This window comes from Sediminibacillus terrae, from assembly GCF_009602435.1.
In the GTDB taxonomy this organism is placed as follows: Bacteria; Bacillota; Bacilli; order Bacillales; family Amphibacillaceae; genus Sediminibacillus; species Sediminibacillus terrae.
Map to the genome: position 1 here is coordinate 313,018 of NZ_VZDQ01000023.1, position 23,754 is coordinate 336,771.

Here is a 23,754-nt window from a genome sequence, read left to right on the forward strand (position 1 = left end):
TGGAGGTGAGGGCCATGCAGCGAACGCAAAGTACGTTTAACCGTATCATGGATATTTTCACCCATTTTTTATTGTTGAATGTCATATGGCTTGTCTGTTGCCTGCCGGTTTTTACGATTTTTCCGGCAACAACAGCCATGTTTGCCGTCGTCCGGCAATGGCAGCAAAAAGGAATGGAGTCCGGCGTCTTCCAAAACTACATAGACAAATTCAAGGAGAATTTCAGAAAAAGCTTTGTTATTGGTCTCTTGTGGCAAGCGGGAGGAGTGATACTTTATTTCGATGCCTCGATTCTTCTAAACTATTCTTTTCCGGGAAGCAGCTTCCTGTTTGGAATGACCATGTTTGGCGCAATTCTGTATGGCCTTATTATGCCCAATCTGTTTTTCATGCTGGTAAATTATGAATTGAAGATTCTGGATGTAATGAAAAATGCTTTACTGCTTTCGATTAGTAGAATTTTGCATACGCTTTCCTATGCGATCATCTTTGCAGCTGGATTGGCAATCGTCTATTATTTCCCGTTTTTTCTACTAATCATCGGCAGTCTGCTGGCGTTCATCATGTACCATATCTTTGATAAATTAATCATCCAAATCGGGATGCAAACAAAAAACGAAACTAGAGTAAAAGACACTATTATCGGGGACAGTCCCTCACCGAAGTAACGATGCGTCTTGGTAGAGTGTTAGCGTGACAGGGGCAGCGTGACAGGGGACAGTCCCTCCTAAATCAATTGGGAAGGGAGAGGTTTTATGGCGATTATTGAGTTCGGCAAAGATTTCCGGTGGGGTGTGGCAACAGCTGCATATCAAATTGAGGGAGCTGTTACAGAAGGCGGGAGAGGCCCGTCGATTTGGGATACATTTTCTCACACACCCGGAAAAGTACTTAACGGAGATAATGGCGATGTAGCCTGTGATAGCTATCATCGTTTTGATGAAGATATCCGACTGATGAAAGAACTGGGGGTAGATGTGTACCGCTTCTCGGTATCCTGGCCAAGGATTTTTCCGGAAGGTAAGGGAGAAGTAAACCGGGAAGGACTCGATTATTACCATCGACTGGTCGATGAACTGCTGGCCAATGGAATTGAACCGATGTGTACGCTTTACCATTGGGATTTGCCCCAGACCCTCCAGGATAAAGGAGGCTGGAATAATCGGGAGACGGTGGAAGCGTTTGTTTCCTATGCTGAATTGATGTTCCGGGAATTCTCGGGGAAAATCGATTCATGGATAACGATAAACGAACCGTGGTGTGTCTCTTTTTTATCCAACTATATCGGCGCGCATGCTCCCGGGAATCGGGATCTCGGATTGGCGGTCACTATCTCTCACCACTTGCTGCTTGCCCATGGCAAAGCCACAGCTAAATTCCATGAAATGAAAACAGGCGGAAAAATCGGTTTTGCCCCAAATGTCACTTGGCTGGAACCGTATAGCCGCACCGGGGAGGATGCTGAAGCCTGCCGCAGGGGAATGGGATGGATGATCGATTGGTTTCTGGATCCAGTCTTTAATGGAAAATATCCGGAGTTCATGGTGGAGTGGTTCTCCAAGCATGGGGCATCCTTGACCATCGAAGAAGGAGACATGGAATGGATTCAACAGCCGGTCGACTTTATCGGTATCAACTACTATGAATCCAACGTGGCAAGACATGACAAAGATAGCGGTATGCTACAGATAGAGGGAATCGACATGGGCTACAAAAAAACCGATATTGGCTGGTATATCAATGCGGAAGGATTTTACAAAGTACTGACTTTTATAGCTGATAAATATGGAAGCATCCCGATTTATATAACGGAAAACGGGATTTGTATCAATGATGGAGTGCAAAATGGAACAGTCGATGATCAGCGCCGTATCGACTACTTAAAAGCGCATGTCACGGCTGTGGCCCGCAGTATAAAGTCGGGAGTCAATGTAAAAGGGTATATTACTTGGTCGCTGCTCGACAATTTTGAATGGGCAGAAGGTTACAGCAAACGATTTGGTCTCGTCCACGTCAATTACCGTACCCTTGAACGCACAAAAAAAGAGAGTTTTTATTGGTATCAAAAGCTGGCGGACAATCACTGGTTGGAGGTATAGTGTCATCGGCTGCGGTCTTGCAAGACTGCAGCCCTTTTACATACCTGTTTCACCGTATTTAGATATGTAAATAAACTGTAATAGTCTGTTTCATGCCCATTATAGACAGGGTTCTGGAATGGCGGTTTGTCCTTACCGCTTGCAATGGCAAAGAAAACCATGTATAAAGGGGGAAGAATATTTAAGAAATGAGGCATGGACAAATGAAGAAACTCACACTTTTAATGATGGCTCTCTTTGTAAGTTTGTTGGCAGCGTGCAGTGATGATCAAGACAGTGGCCAGGAGAATGATCAGAATGCCGATCAGCAACAAGCGCAAGAGGAACTGGCTAAACAGCAGCAAGAACAGCAGGAGCAAATGGAGGCTCAGAAAGTGGAAGAGGATGAGCTCGTCGCCGTAGTCAACGGTGAAGAAATCAAAGGCGACGCTTTCAACGAAGCACTGCCCCAGACATTCTCCTCTTTGATGCAAAGCGGACAGGATACAAGTGATGAGGAAATGGTGAAACAGCAAACAATTGATATGCTGGTCAACCAGGAATTGGTCATGCAGGAAATAGATAAGCAGGAAATTGAAGCTCCTGAGGAACAAGTGGATCAGTCACTGGAACAGTATAAATCTCAGTTCGAGGATGACGAACAGTATCAAGCTTCTTTAGAGGAAAATGGTGACACGGAAGAAGATTTGCGTCAGTCTCTTGCTCAGGAAGTAAAAATGCAAGTTTACTTGCAAAATGAAATTTCCGAGCCGGAAGTAACCGACGATGAAGCGAAAGAATATTATGATCAATTGGCCAGCCAGCAGGAAGATATACAAGATTATGATGAAGTGAAAGATCAAATCAAAGATTTGTTGGTACAGCAAAAGCAGAATGAACAAATCAGTGAATTGCTTGCTCAATTGAAAGAAAACAGCGAAGTGGAAACGAAAATATAATAGGGCATAAGCAACCCCTCAGACTGATGTACAGTTTGAGGGGTTTTTCAATGATTTTCATAAGTGTAGCATTTCCTCTTTTGTGACAGCCTCCCAACCGTGTTTTTCCAGTTTTTGTTTGTATAGTCGGCATGGCATCTCCTCTCGTTCTACTTGGAGTGGGGCCAAGGATACCCAACAATGTCCAGCGCTATAATCAAGTGTTACTTTGACGACTTCATAGCCATTGTGAAAGTCGGAATCGAAGCCAGGACCCGTGTGTTGCTTGCTTCAGGCTCCTGAGAAGAAGCGAGGAAAAATATCAGATTGATTTTCATGATTGTGCCTTCCTTTCTTCATGGCGTTATAACAGAAATCCCTCTTTTCGCAATTGATCCCGGATTTTTTTTGCAAATACTGGAGCATGTGGACTATCGCCATGGATACAGATTGTATCTGCCTTGATGGGAATACTATTGCCGCTCACAGTCGTGACCGTTTGAAATTCAAGCATTTGGATTACTTGATCGATGGCCAGTTTTTCATCCGTAATCAAAGCATTCGCCTCACTTCTAGGCGTCAAGCTTCCATCGTCTTGATAGGTCCGGTCGGCAAACACTTCATGTGCAACAATCAATCCAGTCTTATCACCTGCTTTTGCCAGAGCGCTGCCTGACAAAGCGAAAAGTGTTAGGCGGGGATCAAAATCGAAAATGGCTTGAGCGATAGCGTCTGCAATCGACTTGTCCTTAGCAGCCATGTTGTATAAAGCGCCGTGTGGTTTGACGTGGGAAAGACTGCTTCCGGCAGCTTTAACAAACCCAGATAATGCACCAGTCTGATAGATGATCAATTGATAAGCCTCCTCTGGTGAAATCTGCATCGTGCGGCGGCCGAAGCCGTTCAAATCGGGGAGCCCCGGGTGGGCACCGATTTTCACATCGTGCTCGATACAAAGACGGACGGTTTTCGCCATTGTCGCAGGGTCTCCGGCATGGTAACCACAAGCGATATTGGCAGAGGTGATCGCTTGAATTACATCCTGGTCGCTTCCGATGGTGTAGACACCGAAACTTTCCCCCATGTCACAATTGATGTCGGCAGACTTCATGTTTCCAACTCCCTCCATTTTTTGCCCGCAATTCTCTGTAAGATGGTTAACTCAGAGATGGTATTATTCATTTCCAGCAGGGCATCTTCTAAAGTGGTCTTTTGAAAAACAATGGGCTGCCCTGGTCTTATTTGACTTAAAGCTGACAAGTCGCTTTGGATGACTTGTCCGATTTTGGGGTATCCACCAGTCGGCTGACTTTCTGCCATCAAAACAATGGGCTGACCGTCCGGTGGTACTTGAATGGTACCAAATCCTGCAGCTTCAGTGACCAAATCCTCTTGATTTTGGCGTTTTAGAGGAATTCCTTGCAGGCGATAGCCCATGCGATTTGACTGAGGGGTCGATGTATAGTCGGTAGATGTAAAATCGGACAACGATTGTCCGGAAAACCAATGATATTGTCTGCCTTCTAAAAAACGGATGGTTGTCTGTTTTCCAGAGATATAATCAAATAACTCAGGACTTAGCCTCCAGGAAACATCAATCGTCTTCGTAGAAAAATGAATGGGAAGGGTATCCCCTGCTTTTAACTTGCCATGAAAGCTGCCGCCTAATTGGTCTTTCAAGGAGGCACTTTTGGAGCCGAGGAAATCCGGGACATCGAAGCCCCCTTTGACTGCGAGATAACAGTGAAGGCCGCGCCGGGCTGTCCGGAGCTGAAGCGTGTCTGCCTTTTTGACGGAAACAGGCTTTCCGAGTTGAATGGGCTTGCCATTGATTTTTGCTGCCATGTCAGCACCTGCCAGGGCAATGACTGTATCGGATTCAAACGTAATACTCGGTCCGACATAGCTCATTTCCAAAACCGCTTGGTCCAGGTCGTTATTGACGGCGATATTGGCCAATGCCGCTGCCTTTGCATCCATTGTCCCGCTCACGGAAAATCCAGCTGCCCTGTAACCATATCGGCCCATATCCTGAATCGATGTTTGCAAGCCTTCCTCGATGATTTTCAATGCCATTCCGCTTCCTCCTGTCTGAGGTATTCCTGTTTGCTTATCGGATAAAAACGGACCTTGTCTCCAGGCTGCAGCAAAGACGGATTTCGGTCATTCAAACGTAAAAGCTGCCTGGGGGTTCGGCCGATGATCTGCCAGCCTCCGGGAGTATCGATAGGATAAACACCTGTCTGCTTGCCTGCGATTCCGACAGATCCTGCGGGTGTTTTACGGCGGGGCGACTGCTTTCTAGGAGTTGCGATTTCCGGATCCAATCCACCAAGAAAAGGGAAACCAGGCGCAAATCCGATAAAGTACACATGATAGAGCTGGCCTGTATGCTTTTCGATCACTTCTTTTACGGATAGTCCGTTCTGGTTAGCGACTCCCTCGATATCGAGAGCGAATTCCTGATCGTAACAGACGGGAAGCTCTACAGTTTTAGATTCAGAGTTATCGGGTCTTAAAGTGCTGGCTGCATGCTCGATCCGCGTGCACGCATGTTGAAAGGGGTTGGAGCTTCCGACAGCCAGAGGATCATAGTAGACGGTTAATGTTGTGTAGGCTGGGACTGCTTCGGTAAAACCTGGAAAAGGTTCAGCGTTCAAGACTTCAGTCAACTGGTGGATATACATATTCTTCTCAATAGAGATTTCCTCTCCGAAATCAATCAATATTGATGATTCACTCAATGGGAAAAAGGAAAACTGCTTTTGAGTAGGATTCATACGGGTCACCTTCTTTTTTCATGTCTTTCACCTAGTTTAACGCAGGCGGGGAGGAGAGGTTAAGGAAGAAGCCTCGGCGATAACGAAAAAAGGGACTGTCCCTTAAAATATGGGGATAGTCCCTTTTGGAAGATGTTGAAAGCATTTAGGAGAAGCCTTTATTCAGGGAGGGAAATATCCTCCTCATCAAGAAGGTCTTCGACAAGGTTATAAATAGATAGTATCTCATATAAAATGATGATTTCGGCAGTGAAAAAGGTCGGACTGTCCTTTTCTTTTGGATCAGCTGCATCCTTTTTACTTTTCCAGAACTGGGTCATCAAAGACTGGATTTGGTTTCGATGTGCCTCCGAGCTGAATTTGTCTGGGTTTTTCAACGCAGTTGCCAGGCTTTCGACAGTCTGGCATACTTTTTGTTTTTCTTGGTCCGTCCATAACAGCGTATTGAGCGGGGTGTTGATCAAATTCCCGATATGATAATGAATCAGTCGCAATGCAGCTAGCTTCTCCTGCTCACTACGAAAAACCTTCTTGGACTGCTCGTCGAAACGGTGGTATTTTGATTCCTCTTTTTGAAATCGGATTAGCATATCTGTTTTGTCCAACTTTCTCTTCAGCTGTGAAAACGTATCCCGGATTTGTTGGTAATCCGGCTTTTTTTCCGCCAAAATTGCCTTTAGAATATTTTCCAATTCAATGCCGGTTGTCCTGGCCATCGAATGGATATTGTTGAGAATCAACTTCGAATAATTGGGCGGAAACACGAACAAATTGACAGCAGTGGAAATCAGCAGACCGATAGACGTGGTCCCCAGCCTGATAAAAAAGGAAATGAGAAAATTGCTATGGATTACTTCTATCATTGCCACCGATGTCAGTGTCGCCACCAGCAAACCCGAATGCAGTTTTAACCGGAAGCAAGTAACGATAGTACATACAGCCGCTGCTGTGTATGTAATCGGCGAATTTCCGAACAGAAAGATGAACAGTACAGCGTACGCCGATCCGATGGCGGATGCCGGAAAACGGATCAATCCTTTTCTAATCGAGTCGGCGGCAGTCGGCTCGATGGTGACAATGGCTGTGATAACAGCAAAAACAGCAGGCCAATCCAGCCATTGGCAAATCAATGAAGTCAAAAAAACGGCTATCCCCGTTTTTACAATACGGCCGCCGAAGAACCTGAATCTTTTCATCAACAATACACCCTTAATACCAATGATAGTTAAATTATAGCATACCTGCAAAAAAAGAAAGAAGGGCGTTGGGGTCAGTCCCCCACCCTGGTAGTGTGGTAAAGCGATCGCATGTTAGAAGGGTGGGGGACTGACCCCGAAAAGGGTTGGTAAAAAACTGATGAAAGCGTTATCATAATGTGATATGATGGTTAATAATCATTATATAAGAATGATTCGAAACTTTACGTTTCACTTTTTTTCTGCTGCTATCATACACTATCTTAAATACATCATGTTGCAGCCAAGGGTCCACAAATCAAGGGGGTGTAGGTATGCTGTCTGTTAAACGATTCAAACCATATTACATTAAAGAAGAGCGTGATTGTATCAGGGTGGTACTTGCTTACCAATATTTTTCGCTCCTGCTGGACGATAAGGTTTATCAGTTTGTCCCGCTTGAATCACGTGAAATTATCGTCAACCGGGAAACACGCCAAGTAGAGAATCAAGATGACGTATTCGTCTTCCAAAAAGGGAAGGAATATAATCGCCTGCCACTTTCCGATTTAATCAGATTGAAGGACTTTATTACACAACTAAATACCATTATCCATCCTTACTTAACCAACTCGCCGACAATTTTGGATGAAGCCGAAACGGTTATTGAGCAGCTTGAAAAAGAAAATCTGAAACGTTTGATCGATAAGGCACTTGAAGCAGGTGATCAAGCGAGGTTCAAAAAACTTTCGGGCATGCTTAATAAAGAGTACGGCCAAGGCCAGTCCTGACTGATGATTTCAGTATTCAACCATTGCTTCAAAATAGGCTCTAATAAAAAAAGGCCATTTAACCTGTAGAGGGTAAATTGGCTTTTTTTATGTGAAAAAGTTTCCTTTTACAAAGGAGTGCATCTGTATAGTAACTTAACCTCTCCCATCACTCCCCTTATCACCTGACCTGTTTTATTATAACTTCAATCCACTTCGACTTTTGAAACGGCGTAATAAAATCTGACTATCCACACGTGAAATTCCCTTTAAAGCATATAGTTCATTATTGATAAATGACTCGAGTTGAGTAAAATCATCGACTAGTACGTGCATGTGCAGTGTACTAGGACCGGTCATTTGATAACAACTTGCTACACATGGGTTGTTTGCAAGGTTTTCTGCTACTTCTACCAGATTACTTGGATCACAATCCACGTCAAAAAAAGCAGAGACGTTTTTTCCTACTTTTTCACTATTTACAACACATGAAAACTTTTCAATTATCCCTTCTTCAATTAATTGATTAACCCGCGAGCGGACAGAAACTCTTGATAAATTCAGCTGCTTACCAATATCAGTATAGGAGATTCTACCATCCTCGATCAGAAGTTCAAGAATCTGTTTATCTATTTTATCCAAATGTTTATCCATCGCCATCCCCCTATTTCTTATACTTTCGTCCTATATAGAGGGAATTGTACTAAAGATTATTCTAAAACTCAATCTGATATCAGAAAATAGTAACTATTTGAATTTTCATAATTTTTTTGCGTAAAATTGTTTATTTTTTCGAAATATTCATATATAATCAAAAACTATAATTGAATCGTTTGTTAACTAAAAGATTAAAAAAGATTAACAAACGACAGGAAAAAAGAAGGTTACATTAATTTAGGTGTAGTATTGTGTAAAAATGCTTACCTGAAATAAAGTTTCCTAGGGAGGAGGAGGTTGAATGGTTAGCCTGATTGTCCGTCGCTTTTTTCAGCTAATTCTATTGCTCATCGGTATCTCTTTTTTAGTATTTATGAGTATGCATATCGCTCCAGGAGATCCGGCATCAATCATTGGTGGACCGACAGCCAGTGCATCTGATTTGGAGGCGATACGAGAAAGTTTAGGTCTAAATGAACCTGTGCTTGTCCAATATCTTGATTACTTGTCGGGAGTTTTACATGGGGATTTAGGATATTCCTTTCAGACGAACCAATCTGTTGCCGATGCCATTGTTACCCGCTTTCCAAACACATTGAATCTTGCTATCGCAAGTATGATTGTTGCCATCATCATCGGCGTCACAGCTGGTATCATTTCAGCTGTCAAACAAAATTCCTGGTTCGATGTTTCCAGTACTACATTTGCTCTTGCCGGAATATCCATTCCAAACTTCTGGTTGGGGACAATGCTGATTTTATTATTCTCTGTTACTTTGCAATGGCTGCCGGTCGGAGGACTGAACGCTCCCTTTTATACACTGGAAGGGATAAAACAATTGATTTTGCCGGCCATTACTCTTGGAACGGGCTCCGCTGCTATGATTGCCCGAATGAGCAGGTCTGCCATGCTCGAAGTGATTCGTGCTGATTATATCCGTACTGCCAAGGCAAAAGGTGTTCGGCAGCGTGGTCTAATATGGATTCATGCATTGCGGAATGCCATGATACCTGTCATTACCGTAATAGGTGTTAACTTTGGTGCATTGCTCGGCGGTACGATCATTACAGAGCAAGTTTTCGCCATTAACGGTGTGGGACGGTTAATGATCGATGCTATTGCAGCAAGAGACTTTCCTGTTGTACAAGCCACGGTTTTGCTGGTAGCAGCTCTGTTTGTCCTTGTTAATTTAATTGTCGATATTATTTATGCATTGATCGATCCAAGAATCAGTTATGACTAGAGAGAAGGTGAAAGAATATGGCTTCTGAAGCCCTTCATACAGATGTCGACAGAAAACATAAAAAAAGGGAAATGAAAATCGTACAGACCATCCGAAAACTGCTGAAAAACAAACTGGCCGTGTTTGGTTTAATAGTTATTTTGCTTCAAATAATGATGGCCATAACTGCACCGTGGATTGTCAGTTATACACCAATCGAGCAAAATCTGTCCGATGCAGAGTTAGGGGTCGGTTCAGAAGGTCACTGGCTGGGAACCGACAACTATGGAAGGGACATGTGGTCCCGGTTGGTCTACGGTGCGAGGGTTTCCCTATTGGTCGGAGTTACTTCTGTGGTTATTGGCCTTGCTGGCGGCATAGTACTTGGCCTTCTGGCAGGCTATTACAAAAAACTAGATGGGATTATCATGCGGATTGTTGATTTACTCTTTGCTTTCCCTGGTATTTTACTGGCAATGCTGATTATTGCCATGTTGGGAACAAATCTGATCAATGTAGTGATTGCGATCAGTATTTGGTCGATACCAGGGTGTGCCAGAATTGTCCGAGGAAGTGTTTTATCCGTAAAAAAACAAGAATATGTACTGGCTATGAAATCAATGGGTGCAAGTGACATACGGATAATTCTAAAGCATATCCTACCTAATTGTACGGCTCCAATTATTGTCTTCGCTACAATGCGAATGGCCACTTCTATCCTCTCTACATCAGCATTAAGTTTTTTGGGGCTCGGTGCTCAGCCGCCGACATCAGAATGGGGAGCGATGATTGCGGCAGGGCAAGATTTTATGTGGTCGTCTCCTCACATGACGATTGTTCCTGGTATTGCGATTATGTTAGTCGTATTTGCTTTTAACGTTGTCGGCGATGGTTTACGAGATGCACTGGATCCTAATATGGATTTTAACAACTAAAAAACAGGGGAGGAATTATATTATGAGAAAAAAAATCATGTTTTATTTGCTAGTTTTTCTTTTGGCTTTCGCAGCAGGATGCAGTAGTTCTTCGGACAGCGACAGTGCAGGTGCCAGCAATGTACCTCAGGAATTGACTTACGCGACCACATCTGATGCAGTCGGTTTATCACCAATCGATACTAATGATTCTGTTTCTTCAAATGTTATCGCCCAGGTTTACGAAACGTTGTTTACCCGGGATCCGGAAACGATGGAAATAGAACCGCTTCTTGCCGAGTCATATGAAACTCCTGACGAAAACACATGGGAAATCAAACTGAAGGAGGGCATTAAGTTTCAGGATGGAACAGATTTCAATGCAGAGGCTGTCAAATACACTTTTGACCAATTTATGGATGAAAATCGGGCTGCCCCTCGTGCTTCCTTACTGGCTCCAGTAGAATCTGTCGAAATAAAGGACGAGTACACGGTAGTAATAAAAACATCGGAACCGTACGGTCCATTATTGGCTGCCTTGTCTCATACCAATGCTTCCATCGTAAGTCCGACGGCTGATAAAGAAGGCGATATTAACAGTGAGCCAGTCGGCACTGGCCCTTTTGCCTTCGAAGAGTGGGCAGAGGGTGATCACATTACCTTGAAGAAAAATGAAGATTACTGGCAAGGTGAACCTAGCTTGGAAACCGTCACATTGAAAGTAGTACCGGAATACTCAACTGCCGTTTCGATGCTCGAAACAGGAGAGGTTCAATTCCTAGACAAAATCCCGGCAGAGCATTTATCCCGTATAGAATCCATGAGTGACGTCGAAGTACAGACCAAGCCTGGTACGCCTGTGTACTATCTAGGTTTTAACATGGAGAAAGAACCATTCAATAATCCCGAATTCCGTAAAGCAGTGGCATACGCGGTCGACCGGCAGGCATATGTTGATCAGTTGAATGGTTTGGGAGTGAAAAACGATAGTATCATCGGTCCCAAAGTATTCGGATATGATGAGAGTGCCAAGGATGCTGGATATCCATATGATGTTGAAAAAGCAAAGCAAATAATAGAAGAAAACGGGTTTGCTAGCCAAAAAGTCACACTGCTTGCTTCCAACTCGGGAAGCTACATGAAAATGGCTGAAATTGTTCAATCTCAATTGACAGAAGTAGGTATCGATGCAGAGATCGAGTCAATGGAATGGGGAACTTTCCTTGATACGACTTCGGAAGGGAATTTTGAAATGACCTTTATGGGCTGGACGAATAGCACTGCTGATGGGAGTGAACTGCTATACCCTAACCTTCATTCCGATAATATTGGCTCTTCCAATCGTATGAGATACAGCAATAAGGAGTTTGATGCATTGGTAGATGAGTCCAGGACGCTTGTGGACCAGGAAGCCCGACAGAAAAAACTGCAGGAAGCAAATAAAATTGCGATGGAAGATGCCGTATGGGTTCCAATGAACCATGATGTGGTTTCAGCAGCGTATGACAAAAGTGTCAAAGGTTTGGAATTAGATCCGACGGGTGAATGGAAGCTTTATAACGTTACAAGAGAGTAGGGTGGAAGATGGACAAATTGTTGCAAGTCGATAATCTGGTTACCCAGTTCAGGACTGCTGAAGGAAAACTTTCGGCAGTCCGTGGGATATCCTTTTCCGTCGAAAAAGGGGAGACCCTGTGTATTGTCGGAGAGTCCGGGTGTGGAAAGAGCATCACTTCTTTATCGATTATGGGCCTGCTTCCTTCTAATGGAGAAATCGCAGAAGGGTCAATCACTTTTCAAGATGAAGAGTTAACGGGGAAAAAAGAGGAAGAGTTAAGGCAGCTTCGTGGGAATAAGATGTCGATGATTTTTCAAGAACCAATGACGGCATTGAACCCTGTGTTCACGATTGGCTATCAGCTGCGGGAACCGCTTATACTTCATCAGCATATGTCCAAACGGCAGGCGACTGACAAAGCAGTAGAATTGTTGGAACAAGTCGGAATTCCAGACCCGAAAAAGAGACTGAAGCAATTCCCTCATGAACTAAGCGGCGGAATGCGACAACGCGTGATGATTGCTATTGCCCTTGCCTGTAATCCCTCCCTGCTGATTGCTGATGAACCGACCACTGCACTGGATGTAACGATTCAAGCACAAATTCTTGACTTAATAGATGATCTCAAAAGAAAGATGGATATGGGTGTCGTTTTTGTCACGCATGATATGGGGGTTGTCGCAGAAATCGCTGACCGAGTAATGGTAATGTATGCTGGAGAAGTAGTGGAAATAGGAGAAGTGAAAGAGATCTTTAACAACCCACAACATCCTTATACGAAGGGTTTACTTGCTTCTGTGCCGAATGTAGATGATGAATATCATACACTGGAATCTATTCCCGGTTCTTTGCCCAACTTGAATGAAAAAATCCAGGGCTGTCGTTTTCATCCACGTTGCCCATTGGCGACAGAACGTTGTAAAAGAGAGGCGTCGCCTATTTTTGATGTAAGGGAAACCCATCAGTCCAAGTGCTGGCTTCAGGAGGTGAATGTCCATGACAAAGCAGCAACCTCTTCTTGAAGTGAAAAATGTTAAAAAGTACTTTCCCATAAAAAGTGGGATTTTAAAACGAACGACAGGAAATGTGCAGGCCGTCGAAAATGTAAGCATTGATGTCTATGAGGGAGAAACACTCGGCGTTGTAGGTGAATCTGGTTGTGGAAAATCCACATTTGGTCGAACGGTTTTAGGACTTGAACCACTGACGGCAGGGACAATAAAATTTCGAGGTCAAGAAGTAGGCGGCTTGTCTTACCGTCAGTTAAAAAAGTTTAAAAAAGAAATGCAAATGATTTTTCAGGATCCTTATGCTTCTCTAAACCCGAGGCAGCGTGTAGGGGATGCCTTGGAAGAAGCGTTTATTATCCATACGGAATTGCCTAAACAAGAACGTCAGCAGCGTGTAAGGGAATTACTAGTGGAGGTTGGCTTGAAAGAAGAATATTATGAGCGATATCCGCATGAATTCAGCGGTGGACAGCGGCAACGGATTGGAATTGCCAGAGCGATAGCGCTCAACCCATCCCTTATTGTCTGCGACGAAGCCGTATCTGCATTGGATGTGTCGGTGCAAGCACAAATAATTAAATTGTTGAAAAGATTGCAGCAATCGCATCAGTTAACCTATTTGTTTATATCCCATGATTTAGGTGTTGTTCGTCATGTTTGTGACCGGGTGATGGTCATGTACCTTGGTGCAACAGCAGAATTGGCAAGTTCTGATCAACTATATGGCAATCCGCTCCATCCCTATACACGGGCTTTGTTATCCGCGATTCCGCGCCCCATACCTGGAAGGAAAAAGGAGCGGATTAGGCTAAAAGGCGAACTGCCCAATCCGGCGGACTATCCACAAGGCTGCCCGTTCCATACACGCTGTCCTTTGGCAACGGAAAAATGTGCCAAGGTACGACCGGAATGGCGTGAGATAGAGCAGGGCCATTTTGTGGCTTGTCATGAAGTGTAACAGAGCAATGGTTGTACTCGATGGTAATGATATTTAAACGCATCTAGTAACAGGCCGCCGCTTGAATCGCCAGGCGGTTTGCCAATTTTCTATGTATTTGGGAAGGAGTTTTTCAATGAAAGCATTCGACTATTTGAATTATCCTTATCCGTCTCAACGGATGACAGCCGTGGCAAATCGGGGAATGGTTGCGACATCCCAGCCGCTTGCTTCACAAGCAGGTTTGGAAATGCTGAAAAAAGGAGGAAATGCCATCGATGCTGCCATTGCCACTGCAGCAGCATTGACGGTAGTCGAGCCTACTTCTAACGGTATTGGAGGCGACGCGTTTGCCCTGGTCTGGACAAAAGGCAAACTACATGGATTGAACAGCAGCGGTCCTGCCCCCGGGAAAATTTCGATAGAAAAGGTGAAAGAAAGAGGTTATGCCAGCATGCCGAAGTTCGGCTGGCTCCCTGTGACAGTACCGGGGGTACCAGCGGCTTGGGCTGCGCTTTCGGAGCGATTTGGTAAGTTATCCTTGACAGAGGTACTGCAGCCGGCAATTGATTACGCGGCAGACGGTTATCCCATTTCTCCGGTTTTGGGGAAGTTTTGGAAGTCTGCATATAATAAGTTCAAACAAGTACTTACAGATGAAGAATTCAAGCATTGGTTTGAAACATTCGCCCCTGATGGAAGACCTCCGGAAATCGGAGAGGTATGGAAGTCGCCGGGACACGCGGCTACGCTTAGGTCTATCGCCAGTACCAATGCAGAATCGTTTTATCGGGGGGAGCTGGCAGATAAAATCGCGGCTTTTTCTCAATCCGGACAAGGTTTTCTTGAAAAATCGGATTTGGAAGGATACAAGCCGGAATGGGTCAATCCCATTTCCGTTCGATATCGTGGCTACGATGTTTGGGAAATACCACCTAACGGACAGGGATTGATCGCATTGATGGCTTTGAACACGTTAACAGGCTATACTTTTGATGAAAAGGAATCGGTCGATACATATCATAAACAACTTGAAGCGATGAAACTCGCTTTTAAAGACGGCAAACAATATATCACAGAAAAAGAGCACATGACTCATCCGGTGGAAGACTTACTGTCAGCAACATATGCCGAGCAGCGTCGTGCTTTGATCGGCGAGCAAGCATTGACTCCTGAACCGGGAAATCCTCCCAAAGGCGGAACGGTTTACTTGGCAACGGCGGATCAGGAAGGAAATATGGTTTCTTTCATTCAAAGCAATTACATGGGCTTTGGTTCCGGACTGGTCGTTCCGGGAACGGGAATCGCACTGCAAAACAGGGGGCATGATTTCTCGCTGGATTCAGCACATGAAAACGCGCTTGCAGGTGGAAAAAGAACCTATCATACCATCATCCCTGGATTTTTAACCAAAGATGGACAGGCAGTCGGACCTTTTGGGGTCATGGGCGGTTATATGCAGCCGCAAGGGCATCTGCAGGTGATTATGAACACGGTTGATTTTCACTTGAACCCTCAGGCTGCTTTGGATGCACCTCGATGGCAGTGGATAGAAGGAAAAAAAATCATTGTCGAACCGCATTTCCCTACTCCTATTGCCGAGGGATTGTCCAGAAAGGGTCACCATATCCAGATTGAGTTGGAAAAAGGGGCATTCGGCCGTGGACAGGCGATTTGGCGGGACCCGGAGACAGGTACGCTTTATGGTGGGACCGAATCACGGACCGATGGTTCCATCGCAGTATTTTGATTGGCAGCATGAATGAATTCGGAGGGACAGCAAATGACACAATGGCACCTATTTTTAGCTTTTTTCCGGGTTGGCATATTTGGATATGGCGGAGGACCGGCATCAATTCCGCTGGTGCAAAAGGAAGTAGTCGATAAATATAAGTGGATGGATCATGAAGAGTTTGCCAGTGTTCTGGCACTTGGTAATTCCCTGCCGGGGCCGATTGCAACCAAAATGGCCGGTTACATCGGTTATCGGGTCTCCGGGCTTATTGGCATGATCAATGCTGTATTGGCAACCATTCTTCCGACGATCGTCTTCATGATTGTTTTGCTCACTTTCTTGGCATCGATGAGCAACCGCCCCTGGGTGCAAGGAATGACTTCCGCCGTAGTACCTGTGGTCGGCGTAATGCTTGCGGTGCTCACTTATGACTTTTTGAAAAAAGCAAAAGGTGGACTAGGATGGGTGGTGACGGCCGCACTTGCGGTTTCCTCCTTGCTTTTGATGGAATGGGCCGGAATGCATCCGGGTTTGTTGATTGCCGGTTTGTTGCTTTATGCCCTCTTCGGCCCTATGAAGCAAGAGCAAAAGAAGCAAAACCCTGAATCTGTCAATCACCAGAAAGGACAATCGTAAATGATTTACTGGAAAATATTCTTGGCATTTTTTATACCGGGAATCGTCGGGTATGGAGGCGGGCCGGCATCGATACCATTGGTGGAAAACGAGGTTGTCGACCGCTACCATTGGATGTCTGTCAGCGACTTCAGTGAGATGCTGGCGATGGCGAATGCCCTTCCCGGCCCGATTGCGACCAAAATGGCTGGCTATATCGGTTATCAGCAGGGCGGCATACTCGGCTCGGTAGTCGGTGTCTTTGCCACGGTGGCCCCCTCTCTCCTTTTAATGATTGTGCTGCTTAGCATTTTGAATAAGTTCAAAGATTCTCCGCGTGTCAAAAAAATGACCGCACTGATTCGTCCAACGATAGCAGTCCTGCTCGGTATCATGGCTTTCAGCTTTTTTCATAATTCATATCAGGACGCCGGTATTTGGCAAACAATCTTTCTGATAGTGGCCAGTTTTTTATTGCTGGAAAAATGGAAAGTGCACCCAGCCTTTGTCATTATGGGTGCCTTGGCTTATGGAGCTGTTTTCATGGGATAGAAAATTAACTGGTGATATAACACAAACGTTGTTGTTCCGCCCATTGCCGGAAATGCACCCAGCTGCCCTGGAAAGGCGGAGGGGTCAATTTAGCTTCCACTCAATTGACGTGGGAAGTTAGGATTATGTCCTAGTTAATGAAATATCAGCAGGCAATTCGACGACCACTGAAAACCTGAAGTACTAGGATAGATGGAATTAAGAAAAGGGGGATGTGCGGAGTTTTTATTCCATTCATACTCTTAACCCATTCGTACTGACTTCCATTCATCGATAATTGACGGTCTAGCATCATCCCCCCTCCCTTTTATGTACTCCTTTCATTGGACAAGAAAAAAGAGTGATATTCATTGTTGGATATAAGAAAATCACTCTTTTCAGGTTGACCTCTGTTGATTCCGCGATAAGCAATCGGTGGTGACGACGCCTGCCGGAACTGTGCGAGCCGAGGATCCCCTTTGTCAAGTGACCTTCCTGATCAAGTTAACTGAGGCCGTTACCGCGGCAAGCATTCACCGACAAGCAATACGTAGGCTCGACAACTAACGTTGACAGCAACTTTAAATAAAAAGGAATTTTTCGCTGGTCTCGCAATTCCCCCTATCTATAGATAAACACTTTGATTGCTGAATGAAAGGGAAAGGTATAAGCTAACAAACAAACCAGATGATAAGGAGAGGATAGCGTGGATCTTCAGTTAACAGGAAAAACAGCTGTCGTGACTGCTTCCAGCAAGGGACTTGGAAAAGCGACAGCACTTCAATTGGCTTATGAAGGGGCAAATGTTCTGATTTCCAGCCGGAATGAGCGGGAACTGCAAGCCACCGTTGAAGAGATCAAAGGGAAAACAAACAATGACAAGGTCGCCTATGTTGTCTGTGACATGACCAATCCCTCAGACATAAGGAATATGGTCGAACAGGCAGCTGCACGGACTGACACTATCGATATTCTGATAAACAATGCAGGAGGTCCTCCATCCGGAAACTTTCTCGATTTTTCTGATGAGGATTGGCAGCACGCCTTTGAACTAAATCTTTTAAGTTTTATCCGAACCATCCGGGAGGTGGTCCCTTTTATGAAAGAACAGCAAAGTGGACGAATCGTCAATATCGCTTCTTCCTCGATCAAAGCCAGCTTGGACAACCTTATTCTTTCCAACACGATGCGGCCAGGAATCGTCGGACTCGCCAAAAGCCTGTCCCAGGAGCTTGCGTCCGACAATATATTAATCAATACCGTCGGTCCGGGAAGAATCGAGACAGGCAGGATCGTAGAATTAAATAAAAAGGCAGCAGAAAGCAAGGGGGTTAGTTTGGAACAAGTGAAAGCAGAGGCGGACAAGCAAATCCCTTTAAACCGCCTGGGAGAACCGGAGGAGTTTGCAAAAACGGTGGTGTTTTTGGCGTCTGGAGCCAACACGTATATTACCGGCCAATCCTTGCTTGTGGATGGTGGCCTGGTGAAGGCGCTATGAACAATGACAGGGATCGATGTGTATCGAAGTAATAAGATAGGAAAAATAGGACATAAATGAAACGTATAATATGTTTTTGCAGTCGGAAGGAGGCTTCTTTACATGGCGGAAAAAGCTTTGCAGCGACGGTTTATCACCAAAATGGATGCAAGCCCCACTTTTTTCGGTGTCCGGTTTATCCCAGAGGCTGTGCAAGCAATGGAAGCGAACGTGCCTGCAAAAAAGACGGAATACAGCATAGTGGAAGCCATGCTTGATAAAGGAATGAACGTCGTCGAGGCCACAAGCGCCGGATTCATCGAACACTTCCGTACACTTTTACCCTATCAAAAGGAAGACATTATCGTCTGTTTGACCTGTGATTTAACTTCGCTTTCTTTGAGAGAAGAGGACATTACTTCCTTCCAGACGATTAAAGATTCTATCGATACACTTCTTGATCAATTTCCTGCGGAAACGATTGATATCTTGTTCTTTGATTATGCAGCTGTTCCCGGCCATCTAATCGAAAAAGGAGAAATACTGCGGGCGATGAGAGCCGTTCAGGATGAGGGCAAAGTAGCGTTTTTGGGTGCTTGTCTCGACAACCTCCTCGGTGAGGAATTTATATTGACAAACACGTTTGATGCCATCCAGATAGAGTACAACTTAATCAACCAGATCAATGAAAGTAGTATCAAACTGGCCAATGAAAAAGGAATCGGTGTGTTCATCCGGAACGGTCTGGCAAATGGGCTGCTTGCTGCCAATTCTAGCAACGCAACGGACGATACCAAGTTTCAGGAATTGCTGGATATGTTGGAAGGAGATCGGGAGCTGTTGCAACGTCTTGCCCTGCATTTTCTCTTTCACAACAAAGCAATCAATACTGTCCTTATTGAAACTGCAGGGCTGGCAGAATTCAACCAATACTTGAATGTATTGGAAGAAGAAGTGGATAAATGGCTCCTCCAACGTGCGGCAGCAGTATATAGCGCATGAACGAATTAATTGTCGAGCCATAAATAAAATAACTCAGTTAAAAACCGGACGAGTTCGATTGGGGTGATTCCGAATCAGCGTTCGGTTTTTGCTTTGGTCACTTGGCGTGAATCTATATTATAAAAAAGGATACCAGCACATTTAGCATAGAGGCATTAGTCGGCAAGAGAAAACAGTTCACAGTTTATCATTAAATCTTTTGCATAAAAGCAAAAATCCCATACAATCAGCCTAGTAGACTACTAGAAGGGACTGGCAAAAATTTATGCTGAATGAGATAATCAAGAAACAGCAATAGGCGATTCTGTTCTTTTGGTTAACCGCTTACATCGATTGGGACAGGGGGAAGACAATGAAAAATTTGCCGAAAAGTATATTGTTCACGATCGTGCTTGCTTTATTTTCAACCAGTTTTTTTCTAATGCTTTACTATGGCAAGGAAACATTTTATGTTGAAAAGCAAATTTCCTCCCAGCAACTCTATGATTATCATTTTGCCCTCATCACCGAGGAGGTCGGCAATGACTATTGGCGGCAGATTGAGAATGGAGCAAAAGAAGAAGCGGCCAAGCATAATGTTTATTTAGAATATATCGGTCCGCGAAAAAGCGATAATGAAGAGAAGCTGCAAACCTTTGACAGGATGATTTCCTCGAAAGTGGATGGAATCATCACCCAGGGGATGCCGGGAGAACGTTTCAAGGCGCTCGTACATAAAGCGGTCGAACGGGGTATTGAAGTCATCACGGTAGATACCGATGTCCCGCAAAGTGAGCGGCAGTTATATGTCGGAACCGACAATTACAAGGCCGGTTTTTCGGCCGGACAGGCTGTCATTAAAGATACTGAAGGTGAAATCAAGGTCGGCGCTGTTATCGGAATGTATGATGCTTTGAACCAGCAAGAACGCCTGCAGGGATTCAAGGAAGCTATCGCAGAATCAGATAGAATCGAACTGGTCGATGTACTGGAGTCCAACATCACTGAAATCGGTGCAGCCGAAGCTACTTATTCTTTATTGAAACAGCATCCCCAAATCAATGCCTTAGTCGGAATGAGTGCGTTGGATGGATTGGGGATCGTGCAAGGCATAGAGGAAATCCATCTAGACCAAACGCCATACGTGCTGAGCTTCGACATTTTGCCGCAAACGTTGGAAATGATCGACCAGGGGAAGATTGCAGCCACGGTCACGCAATACCCGACGGAAATGGGGAAGCAGGCAGTCAATCGAATGGTCGACCTGCAGCATGGCAGGAAGATAGAGCCGATGCAATATACCGGGACCGGAATCATCCGGGCAAAAGATATCAACAATGGGGAAATCATCCGGAAGGGTGAGGGCTCATGAAATCGATCCGATCGAAATTGATCTTTTACTTTTTTGTTTTTGTCATTCTTTTCAATATTGTATCGATTTCTATTTACGTCAGTTCCAACACGTTGACCAATTCATATCATTCCAGCTTTGAGCGATTTTTGTTATTGAATTCTATCTCTCAATCCGCCAACAAGCTATATGAAAATACCAAGGCATATGTGATGGAACAGTCAGAAGAAAATCAAGCCGCCTATTACCAATCCAGGCGTATTATGAAACAGGAAGAAAAACAGCTTCAGGATATGTTGAGCAGTGAGGAACAAATCCAGACGAAAAACTATATCAACCTGATCGATAACATCATCTATGAAAGTGAAATCACCACCGGCTTTGTCCTTCGCGATGACATCGAAAGGTACACAGCCCATTTGAAAGAAACCGAAAGTACTGCTTCTTATATTCAGGAAACCACCCTGCATTTGATCGACTTGGAATTGACCGAGTACCAAACACTCTATCAGGACTTACAAGACCGTAATGAAGCATTTCGCTGGTTTACCTTCTTTGTATTCACGACAACAGTCATGCTTGCTGTCTTTTTTGCCATTTGGTTTTCCAATGGTATCAACAAGCCGATTCAAACGTTGACAAGGGCAGCCCGGGAGGTGTCCCGCGGCGATTTTGATGGAGAACCGGTCGATGTGCGTTCGAATGATGAATTGAAATTGCTTGGCAGTTCCTTCAACCAGATGCGGGCCAACATTCGGGAACTGATCAAAGAAATTAAAGATCAATCCGAACAGGAACGATTGATGAAGGAACTGGAATTGAAACATCTACAAAACCAAGTCAATCCTCACTTCTTGTTCAACACCTTGAATACCATTTCCAAAATGGCATACTTGGAGGAAGCCAAATCGACTTCCAATTTAATCGATTCGACAGCCGCACTGCTTCGCTACAGTCTAGGGGATATCGAAAAATTTGTGACGCTTCGGGAAGAAGTGCGGGCTGTGAAAGAATATTTGACGATTCAGAAAACACGGTTTACGGAAAGAATCCGGTTTGCAGTAGAAGTAGATGAAACTTGCCTCGACTTTCCGATTCCGCGTCTGACCTTGCAGCCGCTGGTCGAAAATGCTTTTATCCACGGGGTGGAGGAACAGGAGGAAGGCGGCGAAATCAAGCTGTTCGTCTATAAGGAGGAAAGAGCAGTCATTGTAGAAATCAGCGACAACGGCAAGGGGATGACCGGGGAAAAAGTTGCCAGCATTCTTAATGTCACCAGGGATAAGGCGGAAGACCATATCGGACATTCCACCGGATTGGGAGTAAGCAATGTGATTCGCAGGCTGCAGTTATTTTATCGAACCGAGCATGTTATCGAAATAGAGTCACAGCCAGGCAAAGGGACACAAATCCAACTGTTACTGCCAAAGCAGTTCACCCTGCCGGAAACCGGTGATCAGGAGGGAGGAAACAATGAGAGTACTAATAGCGGAAGATGAGCTGCTGGAACGGAAGGCGATGCGCAAATTCCTCGAAGATAACTTTTCTGACTTGACGGTAGTGGGAGAGGCTGCAAACGGCAGGATAGCGATTGAGATGGCAGAAAATTTAGCGCCTCAGATAATTCTGATGGATATAAAAATGCCGGGTATCAACGGACTGGAAGCGATAGAATCCATCCATCAAAGGGATCCCAATATCAAATTCATCTTAGTATCTGCCTATGATTCATTCGATTATGCCAAGCAGGCGATGAAAATGGGAGTGAAGGAATATATTTTGAAGCCGAGTAAAAAAGAGGAAACGATACGGGCGGTCCTCCGAGTGAAAAAAGAAGTGATGGAAGATGCGGCAAGGATGGAGGAGCATCGACATTCGAGTTTGATTGCCAGAGAGTTGTTTTTGACAAAGCTGATGAAATATGAAGTGGGCACCGATACGTTCGAACTGCAGGAAAACTTGTTTCCGGGGTTGCAGTCCGCCTATTTCCTTGCCCTAAAATATCCGCAGCTAGAAGAAAAAGATGCAGAAGCTTGGACCGACTATTTTGGAGAGGATGACTATATTTACCGGATGGAAGATGACCAGCTGATCATTGTCGTGCTTTCGAGGACGGGGAAGGATAAGGCAGCCGTATTGAAGCTGGCGCGGAAGTTGCAAATGCAGCTGGGTCCCCAGGCTTTCATAGGGGCAGGATACCCGACTGCTAAATTGGAGGAGTTGCCTAACGCTTATCATCAGGCAATGCAGGCTGTCAAACACCTTGAGCAAATCGGCAACAGCAATTTTGGATTTCCCCCTGCAGAACAGGGGCGAAGCAACAATTTCCTGGAGGATATTTTGTTAGAAGTGGCTAGTGGAAATCACGCGAATGCCATCCACTTTTTTTCCGAATGGTGGAGGGAGAAAGAAGACAGCGTGGAAATGCTCCATGAGTTATACTTTCATGTGAAACAGGAATTGCAGCAACGAGGCATCCAGCCTCCAGATACCAGACTTCCTCCGGAGGGTGATTATCAAGGATGGACCGACTACTTGAAACTCGCCAGCTTGAATGTCCAGCATCACTATCAGTCGCAGGACAAAATGGAACGGGCGAAAAAATATATCCATGACCATTTTCATGAACCGATCAGTCTGGAGGATGTCGCGGAGCATGCTGAATTAAGCGCTAATTATTTTTCGAATTTATTCAAAGTCTCGACTGGAGAAACATTCATCGATTATTTGACCCACGTCCGGTTGAAAAAAGCAAAAGAGTTCTTGCGCTCGCAGCAATACACTTTGAAGGAGATATGTTTCATGATTGGTTACAAGGACCCAAACTACTTCAGCAGGGTGTTTAAAAAGTATTTTTCGCTGTCACCGAAGCAGTATCAGAAAGAAATCTTAAAAAAGTGAAGAAAATCATAAAAAATTACAGAAAATTGGCTCCCTTTTTTGCGGGAGTCCTCTTTATAATGATAATGTAAGCGTTAACTGAAAACGCTTTACGAGTCGAAGAAAAGGGGGATTTAGAAGTGAA

22 protein-coding genes are annotated in these 23,754 nt (G+C 44.7%); 17 read left to right on the forward strand and 5 right to left on the reverse strand.

The genetic code is table 11. From position 1 onward, the window contains the following. Positions 1 to 14 precede the first annotated feature (14 nt). From F6X55_RS10520 to F6X55_RS10530, 3 genes are all read left to right on the forward strand, one after another. Positions 15 to 668: a YesL family protein gene (locus F6X55_RS10520; protein WP_153463111.1), complete on the forward strand. Its 654-nt coding sequence runs from the start codon at positions 15 to 17 to the stop codon at positions 666 to 668. An 87-nt stretch (positions 669 to 755) separates the two neighbouring features. Beyond that, positions 756 to 2,099, forward strand: coding sequence for a GH1 family beta-glucosidase (locus F6X55_RS10525; protein WP_153463113.1), 1,344 nt, complete (start codon positions 756 to 758; stop codon positions 2,097 to 2,099). A 203-nt stretch (positions 2,100 to 2,302) separates the two neighbouring features. Continuing rightward, the gene (locus F6X55_RS10530; RefSeq protein ID WP_161993072.1) at positions 2,303 to 3,037 is read left to right on the forward strand and encodes a SurA N-terminal domain-containing protein; all 735 of its coding nucleotides are present in this window, start codon (positions 2,303 to 2,305) and stop codon (positions 3,035 to 3,037) included. 343 nt (positions 3,038 to 3,380) lie between these two features. On the opposite strand, the gene F6X55_RS10540 is transcribed toward F6X55_RS10530, so the two are convergent. The 4 genes from F6X55_RS10540 to F6X55_RS10555 all read right to left on the reverse strand — a co-directional run bounded on the left by F6X55_RS10540 (position 3,381) and on the right by F6X55_RS10555 (position 6,992). After that, positions 3,381 to 4,127, reverse strand: coding sequence for a 5-oxoprolinase subunit PxpA (locus F6X55_RS10540; RefSeq protein WP_026571020.1), 747 nt, complete (start codon positions 4,125 to 4,127; stop codon positions 3,381 to 3,383). Continuing rightward, entirely contained in the window at positions 4,124 to 5,092 is a 969-nt protein-coding gene (locus F6X55_RS10545; protein WP_153463117.1) for a 5-oxoprolinase subunit C family protein, read from the reverse strand. Before F6X55_RS10545 ends, F6X55_RS10540 begins: the two co-directional genes overlap by 4 nt. Further along, a complete protein-coding gene (pxpB, locus tag F6X55_RS10550; protein WP_035427040.1) occupies positions 5,083 to 5,796 on the reverse strand; it encodes a 5-oxoprolinase subunit PxpB in 714 nt (237 codons plus the stop codon). The genes F6X55_RS10545 and pxpB overlap by 10 nt, the downstream gene beginning before the upstream one ends. A 158-nt stretch (positions 5,797 to 5,954) precedes the next feature. Then, a complete protein-coding gene (locus tag F6X55_RS10555) occupies positions 5,955 to 6,992 on the reverse strand; it encodes an aromatic acid exporter family protein (RefSeq protein WP_035427038.1) in 1,038 nt (345 codons plus the stop codon). A gap of 314 nt (positions 6,993 to 7,306) precedes the next feature. On the opposite strand from F6X55_RS10555, the gene F6X55_RS10560 reads away from it, so the two are divergent. Further along, positions 7,307 to 7,762, forward strand: coding sequence for an IDEAL domain-containing protein (locus tag F6X55_RS10560; RefSeq protein WP_026571018.1), 456 nt, complete (start codon positions 7,307 to 7,309; stop codon positions 7,760 to 7,762). A gap of 177 nt (positions 7,763 to 7,939) precedes the next feature. On the opposite strand, the gene F6X55_RS10565 is transcribed toward F6X55_RS10560, so the two are convergent. Then, a complete protein-coding gene (locus tag F6X55_RS10565; RefSeq protein WP_153463119.1) occupies positions 7,940 to 8,395 on the reverse strand; it encodes an Lrp/AsnC family transcriptional regulator in 456 nt (151 codons plus the stop codon). A gap of 304 nt (positions 8,396 to 8,699) precedes the next feature. Here F6X55_RS10565 and nikB point away from each other — a divergent pair, with 304 nt between their 5' ends. The 13 genes from nikB (at position 8,700) to F6X55_RS10630 (ending at position 23,630) form a co-directional block, all read left to right on the forward strand. Beyond that, positions 8,700 to 9,641 (forward strand): nickel ABC transporter permease, encoded by a 942-nt coding sequence (gene nikB, locus F6X55_RS10570; RefSeq protein WP_153463122.1) that lies wholly within the window; start codon positions 8,700 to 8,702, stop codon positions 9,639 to 9,641. A gap of 71 nt (positions 9,642 to 9,712) precedes the next feature. Beyond that, positions 9,713 to 10,555 carry an ABC transporter permease gene (locus tag F6X55_RS10575; RefSeq protein WP_371069790.1) on the forward strand — a complete coding sequence of 281 codons (843 nt, stop codon included), beginning with the start codon at positions 9,713 to 9,715 and terminating at the stop codon, positions 10,553 to 10,555. Positions 10,556 to 10,577: 22 nt separating this feature from the next. Further along, positions 10,578 to 12,110, forward strand: a complete 1,533-nt coding sequence (locus F6X55_RS10580; RefSeq protein WP_153463126.1) for a glutathione ABC transporter substrate-binding protein — start codon at positions 10,578 to 10,580, stop codon at positions 12,108 to 12,110. 8 nt (positions 12,111 to 12,118) lie between these two features. Then, positions 12,119 to 13,114: an ABC transporter ATP-binding protein gene (locus tag F6X55_RS10585; protein WP_153463128.1), complete on the forward strand. Its 996-nt coding sequence runs from the start codon at positions 12,119 to 12,121 to the stop codon at positions 13,112 to 13,114. After that, positions 13,083 to 14,060, forward strand: a complete 978-nt coding sequence (locus F6X55_RS10590; protein ID WP_153463131.1) for an ABC transporter ATP-binding protein — start codon at positions 13,083 to 13,085, stop codon at positions 14,058 to 14,060. The genes F6X55_RS10585 and F6X55_RS10590 overlap by 32 nt, the downstream gene beginning before the upstream one ends. A 115-nt stretch (positions 14,061 to 14,175) precedes the next feature. Then, complete coding sequence (locus F6X55_RS10595; RefSeq protein ID WP_153463133.1) at positions 14,176 to 15,789, forward strand: gamma-glutamyltransferase family protein; 1,614 nt, start codon at positions 14,176 to 14,178, stop codon at positions 15,787 to 15,789. Between the two features lie 33 nt (positions 15,790 to 15,822). Beyond that, positions 15,823 to 16,410 carry a chromate transporter gene (locus tag F6X55_RS10600; RefSeq protein WP_037329382.1) on the forward strand — a complete coding sequence of 196 codons (588 nt, stop codon included), beginning with the start codon at positions 15,823 to 15,825 and terminating at the stop codon, positions 16,408 to 16,410. Further along, positions 16,411 to 16,941 carry a chromate transporter gene (locus F6X55_RS10605; RefSeq protein WP_026772236.1) on the forward strand — a complete coding sequence of 177 codons (531 nt, stop codon included), beginning with the start codon at positions 16,411 to 16,413 and terminating at the stop codon, positions 16,939 to 16,941. Positions 16,942 to 17,626: 685 nt separating this feature from the next. Then, entirely contained in the window at positions 17,627 to 18,418 is a 792-nt protein-coding gene (locus F6X55_RS10610) for an SDR family oxidoreductase (RefSeq protein ID WP_153463135.1), read from the forward strand. A 102-nt stretch (positions 18,419 to 18,520) separates the two neighbouring features. Beyond that, a complete protein-coding gene (locus F6X55_RS10615; protein WP_153463137.1) occupies positions 18,521 to 19,399 on the forward strand; it encodes an aldo/keto reductase in 879 nt (292 codons plus the stop codon). A gap of 352 nt (positions 19,400 to 19,751) precedes the next feature. Then, complete coding sequence (locus tag F6X55_RS10620; protein ID WP_026772238.1) at positions 19,752 to 20,750, forward strand: sugar-binding protein; 999 nt, start codon at positions 19,752 to 19,754, stop codon at positions 20,748 to 20,750. After that, on the forward strand, positions 20,747 to 22,228 hold the full coding sequence (locus tag F6X55_RS10625) for a sensor histidine kinase (RefSeq protein ID WP_026571014.1): 1,482 nt from the start codon (positions 20,747 to 20,749) through the stop codon (positions 22,226 to 22,228). The genes F6X55_RS10620 and F6X55_RS10625 overlap by 4 nt, the downstream gene beginning before the upstream one ends. Next, positions 22,203 to 23,630 carry a response regulator gene (locus tag F6X55_RS10630; RefSeq protein WP_153463139.1) on the forward strand — a complete coding sequence of 476 codons (1,428 nt, stop codon included), beginning with the start codon at positions 22,203 to 22,205 and terminating at the stop codon, positions 23,628 to 23,630. Before F6X55_RS10625 ends, F6X55_RS10630 begins: the two co-directional genes overlap by 26 nt. The last annotated feature ends 124 nt before the right edge of the window (positions 23,631 to 23,754 follow it).

What these genes read in the sequence shown, in the direction of transcription:
- F6X55_RS10520 (WP_153463111.1), top strand. Translation starts at nt 15, where the DNA reads ATGCAGCGAACGCAAAGTACGTTTAACCGTATCATGGATATTTTCACC.
- F6X55_RS10525 (WP_153463113.1), top strand. Translation starts at nt 756, where the DNA reads ATGGCGATTATTGAGTTCGGCAAAGATTTCCGGTGGGGTGTGGCAACA.
- F6X55_RS10530 (WP_161993072.1), top strand. Translation starts at nt 2,303, where the DNA reads ATGAAGAAACTCACACTTTTAATGATGGCTCTCTTTGTAAGTTTGTTG.
- F6X55_RS10540 (WP_026571020.1), bottom strand. Translation starts at nt 4,127, where the DNA reads ATGAAGTCTGCCGACATCAATTGTGACATGGGGGAAAGTTTCGGTGTC.
- F6X55_RS10545 (WP_153463117.1), bottom strand. Translation starts at nt 5,092, where the DNA reads ATGGCATTGAAAATCATCGAGGAAGGCTTGCAAACATCGATTCAGGAT.
- pxpB (WP_035427040.1), bottom strand. Translation starts at nt 5,796, where the DNA reads ATGAATCCTACTCAAAAGCAGTTTTCCTTTTTCCCATTGAGTGAATCA.
- F6X55_RS10555 (WP_035427038.1), bottom strand. Translation starts at nt 6,992, where the DNA reads ATGAAAAGATTCAGGTTCTTCGGCGGCCGTATTGTAAAAACGGGGATA.
- F6X55_RS10560 (WP_026571018.1), top strand. Translation starts at nt 7,307, where the DNA reads ATGCTGTCTGTTAAACGATTCAAACCATATTACATTAAAGAAGAGCGT.
- F6X55_RS10565 (WP_153463119.1), bottom strand. Translation starts at nt 8,395, where the DNA reads ATGGATAAACATTTGGATAAAATAGATAAACAGATTCTTGAACTTCTG.
- nikB (WP_153463122.1), top strand. Translation starts at nt 8,700, where the DNA reads ATGGTTAGCCTGATTGTCCGTCGCTTTTTTCAGCTAATTCTATTGCTC.
- F6X55_RS10575 (WP_371069790.1), top strand. Translation starts at nt 9,713, where the DNA reads ATGAAAATCGTACAGACCATCCGAAAACTGCTGAAAAACAAACTGGCC.
- F6X55_RS10580 (WP_153463126.1), top strand. Translation starts at nt 10,578, where the DNA reads ATGAGAAAAAAAATCATGTTTTATTTGCTAGTTTTTCTTTTGGCTTTC.
- F6X55_RS10585 (WP_153463128.1), top strand. Translation starts at nt 12,119, where the DNA reads ATGGACAAATTGTTGCAAGTCGATAATCTGGTTACCCAGTTCAGGACT.
- F6X55_RS10590 (WP_153463131.1), top strand. Translation starts at nt 13,083, where the DNA reads ATGTCCATGACAAAGCAGCAACCTCTTCTTGAAGTGAAAAATGTTAAA.
- F6X55_RS10595 (WP_153463133.1), top strand. Translation starts at nt 14,176, where the DNA reads ATGAAAGCATTCGACTATTTGAATTATCCTTATCCGTCTCAACGGATG.
- F6X55_RS10600 (WP_037329382.1), top strand. Translation starts at nt 15,823, where the DNA reads ATGACACAATGGCACCTATTTTTAGCTTTTTTCCGGGTTGGCATATTT.
- F6X55_RS10605 (WP_026772236.1), top strand. Translation starts at nt 16,411, where the DNA reads ATGATTTACTGGAAAATATTCTTGGCATTTTTTATACCGGGAATCGTC.
- F6X55_RS10615 (WP_153463137.1), top strand. Translation starts at nt 18,521, where the DNA reads ATGGCGGAAAAAGCTTTGCAGCGACGGTTTATCACCAAAATGGATGCA.
- F6X55_RS10620 (WP_026772238.1), top strand. Translation starts at nt 19,752, where the DNA reads ATGAAAAATTTGCCGAAAAGTATATTGTTCACGATCGTGCTTGCTTTA.
- F6X55_RS10625 (WP_026571014.1), top strand. Translation starts at nt 20,747, where the DNA reads ATGAAATCGATCCGATCGAAATTGATCTTTTACTTTTTTGTTTTTGTC.
- F6X55_RS10630 (WP_153463139.1), top strand. Translation starts at nt 22,203, where the DNA reads ATGAGAGTACTAATAGCGGAAGATGAGCTGCTGGAACGGAAGGCGATG.